Origin of the sequence: Streptomyces ochraceiscleroticus, from assembly GCF_000720485.1 — a bacterium.
GTDB classification, from domain to species: domain Bacteria; phylum Actinomycetota; class Actinomycetes; order Streptomycetales; family Streptomycetaceae; genus Streptomyces; species Streptomyces ochraceiscleroticus.
The window spans coordinates 202,097-211,967 of sequence record NZ_JOAX01000009.1 but is presented as its reverse complement, the minus strand read 5'-3'; the positions used below and the strand labels follow the sequence as shown (position 1 = coordinate 211,967).

The window sequence follows — 9,871 nt, the reverse complement described above, 5'->3', positions numbered from 1 at the left end:
GTCCCCCAACCGGCTTCCCAGTGCTCACATCACACGCCGCAACGCAGCTTCACGATCTTGGTGTACGCCTTCTCCGGCGAGTCGTCGACACCGATGATGCCGACGTCGATCAAGCTACGCCATTACCGTGTCTTGTGGTTGTTGCACTTCTTCCGAACGGTGGTGCTCGACTTCCGACTGCCCTTCTTGGCCGGCTTGACGTTCTTCACGCCCTTGGCGACCGTGTGCCAGCGGCTGCCCTTCTTGGCCCTCACCTGTAGCCACACGATGACCTTGGCCTTGCTGCCGTCACCGCTGAACTTCCGCCACCAGCCGTGCGCCGAGGCGGTATTCGCCGCGGAGCGGGAGAGCTGCGGAGGGCATCGTGGGCCCTGGGCTGCGGCGCCTTCGAATCCGCAACTGGAGTCCTGGTCGTGAACCGTGTCGCACTGCGCCTCAAGCGCACCACCGATCAAGGCATCCACGACGACCTTGTGTTGCGACTCGGCGTGTGGCGGCACGTCTGCGACTCGTATTACTTCGCCAGCGACCGGACTCCGACGGCTGGCGCGGACGTGGCACAACAACTCGCCCGCCTCCTCGAACAATGGGGTGAGCAAGTCCAACAGCTGAGGCCGACCGGGGGCGCAGCCTTCCTGCCTTTCGACTTCTCCGACGAGTGCACGGGGTGGCTGCGCGTGACGTCCCCAGACGGGAACCACGCTCGGGTGGAGGCCGGATGGAGCCGCATCGAGGGCTGGAGCTTCTCCCCCTCAGACATTGCCGACACAGCCCGGAACGTCGTCGGCTTCGAGCCTGTCACCAACACCGCCGTGGACTGCCGCATTGAAGACCTGCTCGCCACCATCGCCCATAACCGAACCGAGTTCGACGTGAGGAGCAGTTGATCCACGACTTCGAGCACGAGGAGCTCTCTCGTTGGTATCGGGGTCGTCTGGTAGGTGGCCCGTTCAGGCCGTTCGACCAGGACGAACTCGACGCCCTTGAACGCGAGGTCGGACTCGCCCTGCCGGCGGCGTACCGCTCGTTCTTGGAGATGGCGGGTGGAGGGAGCCTAGCCTACTCAGTCCATCTCTCAGCCTGCGAACCCGAACCGCTCCAGGGCTTCGAGGACCCCGACGACTTCGACGCCTACCTCGACAGCCTGTTCATCGACCCCGACATGGCAAAGGACGCCTGGGCCGAGGTCGCCGACAGCGAATCCTCGGATCGTTGGCGGAGGACCGTCGAGGAGTGGTTGGACAAGGAGCTGCCTGGCTGGCGTGCCGAAGCCTGGGCCCTGCCCTGACCTTCATCCCCGGCGACCACATGTTCGTGTTCCATGTGCCGCACCAGCAGCAAAACCTCAATCAGGGCCTTGATGCCGGCCGCGAGCACCTCCATCTGGCCGTCGAAGTGGGTGCTGCGGTAATCCATGATCTTGGGGTCGAAGTAACCGAGGGTGGCCTGGCGGCAGGCGCCGATCGCGGTCAGTCCCGCGCCGCTGATGCCCTGCTCGCGCGCGAAGGCGGTGATACGGGCGGCTGCCTCGTCGCCCTTGTCCATGACCAGTGCGAACGTGCGCAGCCCGGCCTCCTCGTACAGCAGCCTGGTCTTCATCGCGCGGCCTCCGCCCGTCGATGGTGCGCGGCACGTGTGCCGTGCGCCTGCCCGACGGCACCCGCCGCCGAACCCGGTGGGTCCGGCGGCGGGTGCCGATGCGGTACAGCGACCGGTCAGTGCTTCTTGTGGTGGCGGCCGTGGTGACCGTCGTTCACGCAGGTGCCCGAGGCCGGGTTCAGCAGCCCGATGACATTGATGCTGTTGCCGCACACGTTGACCGGAACGTGCACCGGCACCTGAATGACGTTGCCCGAGATAACACCTGGGCTGCGGTGGGCCGAGCCCTCCGCTTCGGCGTCGGCGACGGCGGTGGCGGCGCCGCCGAGGACCGTCGCGGCGGCCAGGGCGGTCGCCACGAGGGCGGTACGGATGGACATGTTTTCTCCCATGAGGAGGTGGCTTGTTCTCTGGGAGAGTCACCGGCCGCGGCCCGTTCGCCACCTGGCCGGAACCGGGACCGCCTGATTGCAGTAGCACATGAGTCCGTACGGAGCATCGGCGTCAGCCGGACAGCCCTGGCCGGTCAGCCCTGGCCCGCCGGGATGGCCAGGTACTTGATCTCCAGGAACTCCTCGATGCCGGCTCGGCCGCCCTCGCGGCCCAGCCCGGACTGCTTGATGCCGCCGAAGGGCGCGGCCGGGTTGGAGACCAGCCCGGTGTTGACGCCGACCATGCCGGTCTCCAGGCGTTCGCCGACCCGCAGCGCGCGGTCCAGGTTCTCCGTGAAGAGATAGCCGACCAGGCCCCATTCCGTGTCGTTCGCGGCGGCAACCACCTCGTCCTCGTCGACGAAGGTGAGGATCGCGGCGACCGGGCCGAAGATCTCGGTGGACATCAGCGCGGAGCCGGGGTGCACGTCGGTGAGGACGGTGGGCGGGTAGAAGTAGCCCGCGCCGTCCGGTGCCTCGCCGCCGATCAGGGCCTTGGCGCCGCGCTGTACGGCGTCCTGGACCAGGTCGGCGGCCTTGTTCCGGCCCGCAGCGTCGATCAGCGGGCCGACGTCGGTGCCGTCCTGCGTGCCGGGGCCGACGGTGAGGGCGCCCATCCGCTCGGCGAGCCGGGTGGCGAAGTCGTCGGCGACGGAGCGGTGCACGAAGAAGCGGTTGGCGGCGGTGCACGCCTCGCCCATGTTCCGCATCTTGGCGACCATCGCGCCGTCCACGGCCTTGTCCAGGTCGGCGTCGGCGAAGACGAGGAACGGCGCGTTCCCGCCCAGCTCCATGGAGGTCCGTACGACGGTGTCGGCGCACTGGGCCAGGAGGATGCGGCCGACCTGGGTGGAGCCGGTGAAGGACAGCTTGCGGATGTCGCCGCTGCGCAGCAGGGGCTCCACGACGCCGGCCGCGTCCGTGGTGGTGACGACGTTGAGGACGCCGGGCGGCAGGCCCGCCTCGGTCATGATGGCGGCCAGCGCCAGGCTGGAGAGCGGGGTCTGGGGCGCCGGCTTGAGGACCATCGTGCAGCCGGCCGCGACCGCCGGGCCGATCTTGCGGGTGCCCATCGCGAGCGGGAAGTTCCACGGCGTGATGAGCAGACAGGGGCCGACGGGCTGGCGCATCACCAGGACGCGGTTGGCGCCGTCGGGGGTGCGGGACAGGCCGCCGTCGATGCGCACGGCCTCCTCGGAGAACCAGCGGAAGAACTCCGCCGCGTAGCCGACCTCGCCGCGCGCCTCGGCCAGCGGCTTGCCCATCTCCAGGGTCATCAGGAGGGCGAGGTCCTCCTTGCGCTCGATGATCAGCTCGTAGGCGCGGCGCAGGATCTCGCTGCGGGCGCGCGGCGCGGTGGCCGCCCAGTCCGCCTGCGCGGCGACCGCGGCGTCCAGGGCGCGCCGGCCGTCCTCGGCCGCGGCGTCGGCGACCTGGCACAGTTCGCGGCCGGTGGCGGGGTCGTCCACGGGCAGCGTGCGGCCGCCGGCCGCGTCCTGCCACCCGCCGTCGATGAAGAGCTGCTTGGGGACGGCGTCGATGACGCGGATGCCGGAGCGCGGTGCGTCCGGGGAGCCGGACGGCTGGGTGCTGGTGGTCGTGGTCATGAGCGGTGCCTCCCGGCGGGTCGGTACGCGGAGCGGGCGGGTGTACGGGCGGCCGGTCCCCTCGTGCGAGGGAACCGGCCGGTCCGGCGCAGGCCGGGTCTCAGCGGTCGGCGCAGCCCGCCTGGACGGCGGCGGACCAGGCCCGCAGCCCCTCGTCGATCTGCTGCTCGGTGACGATCAGCGGCGGAATCAGCCGGACGACGTTGCCCCAGGGGCCGCACGTGAGGAGCAGCAGCCCCTCCTCGACGGCGGCCTGCTGGACGCGCGTCGCGGTCTTCGGGTCCGGTTCCCCGTCCTCGGTGGTGAATTCGTTCGCCAGCATCAGGCCGAGCCCCCGTACGTCGCCGATGGCGGGGTGCTTGGCGGCGACGTCCTCCAGGCCGGAGCGCAGCCGGGCGCCCATCGTGGCGGCGTTGCCGACCAGCCCCTCGTCCTCGACCACGTCAAGGGTGGCGAGGGCCGCGGCGCAGGCGACCGCGTTGCCGCCGTACGTACCGCCCTGCGAGCCGGGCCGGGCCTTGGACATGATCTCGTCGGACGCGGCGATGCCGGACAGCGGGAAGCCGCTGGCCAGGCCCTTGGCGGTGATGACGATGTCGGGGCGGACGCCGAAGTGGTCGTGGCCCCAGAAGCGGCCGGTGCGCCCGACGCCGGTCTGCACCTCGTCCAGGATCAGCAGGATGCCGTGCCGGTCGGCGCGCTCCCGCAGGCCCTGCAGATAGGCGCTGTTGGCCGGAACGTAGCCGCCCTCGCCGAGCACCGGCTCCACCATGATCGCGGCGGTGTCGTCGGGGTCGGTGACGGTCTGCAGGAGGTGGTCGAACTCGCGCAGCGCGAAGCGGGTGGTGGCCTCCTCGTCCCAGCCGTAGTGCCGGCCGTAGTAGTACGCGTTCGGGAACGGCGCGACGTGCACGCCGCTCATCAGCGGGCCGAAGCCCGTGCGGACCTTCGTGCCGGAGGTGGTGAGGGAGGCGGCGGCGACCGTGCGGCCGTGGAAGCCGCCCTGGCAGACGACGATGTTGGGCCGTCCCGTGGCCTGCCGGGCGAGCCGCATCGCGGCCTCCACGGCCTCGCTGCCGGAGTTGGCGAAGAAGAGGCTGTCCAGCCCTTGGGGCAGTACGTCGCCGAGCCGTGCGACCAGCTTCTGGAGCGGCTGGTGCATGACGGTCGTGTACTGGCCGTGGATCAGGGTGGCCACCTGTTCCTGGGCGGCGGCGACCACGCGCGGGTGGCAGTGGCCGGTGCTGGTGACGCCGATGCCGGCGGTGAAGTCCAGATAGCGGCGGCCGTCCGTACCGAAGAGGTGGACGCCCTCGCCGCGCTCGGCGACGACGGGTGTGGCCTGGCGCAGATGCTCGGAAAGGTGGCTCATACGACAGCTCTCTCCCACGGCGTTGAAGCGGTGCGGATGGATGGTGGAGTCTGTGCCCGGCCCCTGACGGGATCAACCACAGGCTCCTACTCACCTTGTGGGAGAGGAGTGGGGAGGGTCAACGACCAACGTGTTCGCCGCGCGCGGCGACTTCGGGCGCCGGGCCCGCAGTCGCCGCGTTCCGCGGCTTGATCACGCCTGTGCCCGGTCGCCGCGCAGGGAGGCCGAGATGTCCTCCAGGCTGCGGCCCTTGGTCTCGGGCAGCTTGCGGTAGAGGTAGCCGACGCCGAGCAGGCCGAAGACGGCGTACAGCCAGAACAGGCCGGTCGGGGTGAGGGCCTGGATCGTGGTGAGCACCGTGAGCGAGATGGCGAAGTCCAGGCCCCAGTGCGTGACGTTGCCAAAGGAGGACGCCTTGCCGCGGGCGGCGGTCGGGAAGATCTCGCTGTTGATGAGCCAGATCGCCAGGCCCAGGCTGGGTGCGAAGGCGCCGATGTACAGGCAGAGCCCGGCGACCAGCAGGCCGCTGCTGGCGGGCTGCCCGTCGCCGAAGAGGTAGAGCGCGCCGAGCAGGACGAGGGCGAGGACGACGACGCCGGTGCCGCCGAGCAGCAGCGGGCGGCGGCCCACCTTGTCGACGAGGAGCAGCGCGATGCCGGTGAGGACCATGTTGACCAGGCCGATGCCGAGCGAGGAGAGGATCGCGGCGGAGCTGGCGAAGCCGGCCTGCTGGAGCATGGTGGGCGCGTAGTAGATCACCGCGTTGACGCCGACGAGCTGGTTGGTCGCGGCGACCACCACGCCGAGGATGACCGCGGGGCGCATGGCGGGGCGCAGCAGGTCGCGGTAGCCGATCTTCGACTCCTGGGCTGCCAGCGTCTCGATCTCGCGGACCTCGCGCTCGGCCTCCTCCGCGGTACGGGTGCGGCCGAGCACCGCGCGGGCCTCGTCGGGGCGCCCGTGGGTGAGCAGCCAGCGCGGGCTCTCGGAGAGCCGGAAGACGCCGGCGAGCATCAGCAGGGACGGTACGGCGCCGATGCCGAGCATCCAGCGCCAGCCCTCCTCCACGTCGTCGAAGGCGTAGCCGACGAGGTAGGAGACGAAGATGCCGACGGTGATCATGAGCTGGTTGAGCGAGACCAGCTTGCCGCGGCTCTCCTTGGGCGCGATCTCGGCGATGTAGGCGGGCACGGCGAGCGAGGCGGTGCCGATGGCGAGGCCGAGGACGAAGCGAGCGGCGATCAGTACGGTGTCGTCCGGCGCGGCGGCGCAGCCCAGGGCGCCGACGGTGAAGATGCCGGCGGCGGTGAGCAGCGTGCGGCGGCGGCCTACGGCGTCGGTGACCGCCCCGCTGACCAGCACGCCGACGATCGCGCCGAGCAGCAGGGACGCCACGGTGACCTGCTGCATGCCGGAGCTGAGGTGGAATTCCGGCGTGATGTGGAGCAGGGCCGAGGAGATGATTCCGGTGTCGTAGCCGAAGAGGAAGCCGCCGAGCGCGGCGACGGCGGACGCGCCGATGACCGCGGCACGTCCGCGCTTGCGCGGCGGTGCGCCCGGTTCTGGCGTGAGGACGTGGTCGGTGCGGGCCAAGGCAGCTCTCCTTCAGGTGGGCTGACGCGGGGTCAGCTGATACCGGTTGCGCTCCGCCGGGCCCCGGCCCGGTCGTCCTGCGGACCGGGGCGTGCGGTGCTCCCGCCGCCTGGCGTCCGTCGGCGGGACGGGCGGCGGGAGCCGGTGCCGCGTCGCACGGCAGCCGGAGTGGGGGCGGCCACGGATGCCTCGGCACGCGACGCTGAGTGCCGGGGCGTCCGGTCGGGATGCGACCGCCCGGTACGGCATCGTGACTGCTCGAACGATTTCGCGCAAGCGTTTGCGCAAGCGCTTTTCTCGCGGACCGCTTCACGTACGATCACGGAGACGGCAGACCGGAGGAGGCACGCATGGCGACCATGGCCGACGTGGCACGTCGGGCCGGGGTCTCGGTCTCGACCGTGTCCCACGTGATCAACGGGACCCGGTTCGTGAAGGAGGAGACCCGCGACCAGGTCCACGCCGCCATGCGCGAGAGCGGCTACATCCCCAACACCATCGCCCGCTCGCTGGTGACCTCCAGCACCAAGACGCTCGGCCTCGCGGTCTCCGCGGTCACCAATTTCCACTTCGCGGACATGGTCTCGGCGATCGACGCCACGGCCCGCGCCGCCGGCTACACACTGCTGATAGCCGACACCCACGACGACCCCGCCGAAGAGCTGCGGGTCGTGCAGAACCTCCACCAGCGCCGCGTCGACGGACTGCTGCTGGCCACCGCGGCCGGCCCCCGCAGTGCCGCGCTGCGATACCTCACCGACACCGGCCTGCCCACCGTTCTGATCGACCGCTGCGCCTCCCCCGCCTTCGACCAGATCGGCACGGCGAACGTGGAGTCCACGGCCCGCCTCGTCGACCACCTCGCCGATCTCGGGCACACCCGGATCGGCATGGTCGCCGGGCGGCGCGGCATCCGTACCAGCTCGGAGCGGGTGCGCGGCTGGCAGCGCGGCATGAAGCGGCAGGGCCTGGACCCGGCCAAGGAGCTGGTCGTCCCCGGGCACAGCCATGCGTACATGGCGCAGCAGGTCACCGAGCGGCTGCTGCGCGGCAAGGACGCGCCGACCGCGCTGGTGGTGGGCAACAACCACATGACGCTCGGTGTGCTGCGGGCGCTGGCCCGGCTGGGGCTGAAGGCGCCGCAGGACGTCGCCCTGAGCGTCTTCGACGACTTCGAGTGGGCCGATCTGCTGCAGCCGCAGCTCACCGCCATCGCCCAGCCGGTCGAGGAGATCGGCGCCAAGTCCGTACGGATGCTGATCGACCGGCTCGCGGACCCGGACGGCGCGAAGCGGACCGTGCTGCTGGAGCCGACGCTGGTGCACCGGACGTCGTGCGGGTGCCCCGCGGAGCCGGCGCACTGACCGCTGCTCTGGACATTTCCGAGCACGGCCTTCTACAGTCTGCCGCGGTCGCCATGTCGGCGGCGGCCGCGCTTGAACGCACCACCCCAGCCGTCCGGTTCGTCGGGAGCCGTGGACGCGCGGGACTCATCCGCCGTTTCCCTGCCCCGCACGCAGGCCAGTTGGCCGCGCTGCCCTACCGGAGGCACCCGCATGCCCGACACCCCGCACCGCCACCCCGCCCGCCGCACCGTTCTCGCCGGTGCGCTCGCCCTCGCCGGTGCCGGCGCGCTGAGCGCCTGGTCCACCGGCCCGGCGACGGCAGCCACACTGCGCGCATACGACGAGCAGTACCGTCCGCAGGTGCACTTCTCCCCCGCCAAGAACTGGATGAACGACCCCAACGGGCTGATCCACCACAACGGGAAGTACCACCTCTTCTTCCAGTACAACCCCGCCGGCACGACCTGGGGCAACATGTCCTGGGGCCACGCCGTCTCGACCGACCTCCTGCACTGGGAGGAGCAGCCGGTGGCCATCCCGCAGACGGACGAGGAGATGGTGTTCTCCGGCAGCGCCGTCTTCGACCGCGACAACACCAGCGGCCTGGGCACCGCGGCGAATCCCCCGCTCGTCGCGATCTACACCAGCATGGTCAAGGCGACCGGCAAGCAGCGGCAGTCGCTCGCCTACAGCATCGATGAGGGTGCGACCTGGAAGCGGTACTCGGGCAATCCCGTGCTGGACATCGGCTCGGACAACTTCCGTGATCCCAAGGTGTTCTGGCACGAGGCGACCGCCCGCTGGGTGATGGTCCTCGCGCTCTCCGCCGAGCACCGCATCAGCATCTACACCTCGCCCGACCTCAAGACCTGGACGCACCGCAGCGACTTCGGGCCGAGCGCGGCGACCGGCGGCGTGTGGGAGTGCCCGGACCTCTTCGAGCTGCCCGTGGGCGACGACGCGGGGCGCCGCAAGTGGGTACTGATCGTCAACCTCAACCCCGGTGGCCCGGCGGGCGGTTCGGCCGGGCAGTACTTCACCGGCGACTTCGACGGCACCCGCTTCACCGCCGACCCGCACGACGCGCCGCGCTGGCTGGACCACGGCGCCGACGCGTACGCGGGCGTGACGTACAACGACGCGCCGGGCGGCCGCCGCATCATGGTCGCCTGGATGAACAACTGGCTGTACGGCGAGAAGATCCCCACCAGTCCGTGGCGCAGCGCGATGGGCTTCCCCCGCGAACTGGGCCTGCGGGCCGCGCCGGACGGCGGCGCCGAGCTCGTCCAGCAGCCGGTCGCCGAGCTGGCCACGCTGCGCCGCACCCCGGCGCTGCGGATCACCGGCCGCCGGGTCCGGGCGGGCGCCACCCGGCTGCTGCAGGATGCCGGCCAGACGTACGAGATCGAGGCCGTGCTCCGGCCGGACGGGGCGCGGCAGTGCGGCCTGGAGGTGCGGACCGGCGGCGGGCACCGGACGCGGATCGGTTACGACGCCGGCGGCGGCGAGCTGTACGTGGACCGCACGGCGTCCGGCGACGTCGGCTTCGCCGCGGAGTTCCCCGCCGTGCACCGCGCCCCGCTCGCGCTCACCGACGGCGTGCTGCGGCTGCGACTGATCGTGGACCGCTCGTCGGTGGAGGTGTACGCGGGCGACGGCACGGTCTGTCTGACCGACCAGATCTTCCCCGGCCCGGACGCCACGGGCCTGGGCACCTTCGCCGAGGAGGGCGGGATGCGCGTCGAGCGGCTCACGGTGTGGCCGCTGCGGTCCGCCTGGTAAGGCGCCACCGAGAGCCGGACACCCGGCGCGTACCGGCCGGTACGCGCCGGGTGTCCGGACGTCGGTGGCCTCCCGCCCGCGAGTTGTAGGGTCGGAGCCCTGCCCGCCCGCATCACAGCAGGTGGCAGCGGAGTGGACGCC

Annotated in this window: 9 protein-coding genes and 1 pseudogene; 5 read left to right on the top strand and 5 right to left on the bottom strand. The window is 71.2% G+C overall.

The features are described 5' to 3' along the window. The 3 genes and pseudogenes from IG84_RS38905 to IG84_RS42795 form a co-directional block, all read left to right on the top strand. A partial coding sequence (locus IG84_RS38905) for a hypothetical protein (RefSeq protein WP_211266462.1) occupies positions 1-417 on the top strand: 417 nt, incomplete at its 5' end. Then, positions 414-887, top strand: a complete 474-nt coding sequence (locus IG84_RS0114580; RefSeq protein WP_051861714.1) for a hypothetical protein — start codon at positions 414-416, stop codon at positions 885-887. The genes IG84_RS38905 and IG84_RS0114580, both read left to right, overlap by 4 nt. Then, positions 884-1,120 (top strand): annotated as a pseudogene (locus IG84_RS42795) (SMI1/KNR4 family protein); the annotation flags it as partial. The gene IG84_RS0114580 and the pseudogene IG84_RS42795, both read left to right, overlap by 4 nt. A gap of 11 nt (positions 1,121-1,131) precedes the next feature. On the opposite strand, the gene IG84_RS40650 reads toward IG84_RS42795, so the two are convergent. The 5 genes from IG84_RS40650 to IG84_RS0114555 all read right to left on the bottom strand — a co-directional run bounded on the left by IG84_RS40650 (position 1,132) and on the right by IG84_RS0114555 (position 6,602). Then, on the bottom strand, positions 1,132-1,599 hold the full coding sequence (locus IG84_RS40650; protein WP_051861713.1) for a PPC domain-containing DNA-binding protein: 468 nt from the start codon (positions 1,597-1,599) through the stop codon (positions 1,132-1,134). Between the two features lie 116 nt (positions 1,600-1,715). Continuing rightward, the gene (locus tag IG84_RS0114570; RefSeq protein ID WP_031056114.1) at positions 1,716-1,979 is read right to left on the bottom strand and encodes a chaplin; all 264 of its coding nucleotides are present in this window, start codon (positions 1,977-1,979) and stop codon (positions 1,716-1,718) included. Positions 1,980-2,125: 146 nt separating this feature from the next. Next, positions 2,126-3,637: an NAD-dependent succinate-semialdehyde dehydrogenase gene (locus tag IG84_RS0114565; RefSeq protein ID WP_078648826.1), complete on the bottom strand. Its 1,512-nt coding sequence runs from the start codon at positions 3,635-3,637 to the stop codon at positions 2,126-2,128. Positions 3,638-3,737: 100 nt separating this feature from the next. Continuing rightward, positions 3,738-5,009 carry an aspartate aminotransferase family protein gene (locus tag IG84_RS0114560; protein WP_031056112.1) on the bottom strand — a complete coding sequence of 424 codons (1,272 nt, stop codon included), beginning with the start codon at positions 5,007-5,009 and terminating at the stop codon, positions 3,738-3,740. Positions 5,010-5,201: 192 nt separating this feature from the next. Next, positions 5,202-6,602 (bottom strand): sugar porter family MFS transporter, encoded by a 1,401-nt coding sequence (locus tag IG84_RS0114555; protein ID WP_031056110.1) that lies wholly within the window; start codon positions 6,600-6,602, stop codon positions 5,202-5,204. A 350-nt stretch (positions 6,603-6,952) separates the two neighbouring features. On the opposite strand from IG84_RS0114555, the gene IG84_RS0114550 reads away from it, so the two are divergent. Next, on the top strand, positions 6,953-7,966 hold the full coding sequence (locus tag IG84_RS0114550; protein ID WP_031056108.1) for a LacI family DNA-binding transcriptional regulator: 1,014 nt from the start codon (positions 6,953-6,955) through the stop codon (positions 7,964-7,966). Between the two features lie 192 nt (positions 7,967-8,158). After that, positions 8,159-9,730, top strand: coding sequence for a glycoside hydrolase family 32 protein (locus IG84_RS0114545; protein WP_078648825.1), 1,572 nt, complete (start codon positions 8,159-8,161; stop codon positions 9,728-9,730). Positions 9,731-9,871: the final 141 nt, after the last annotated feature.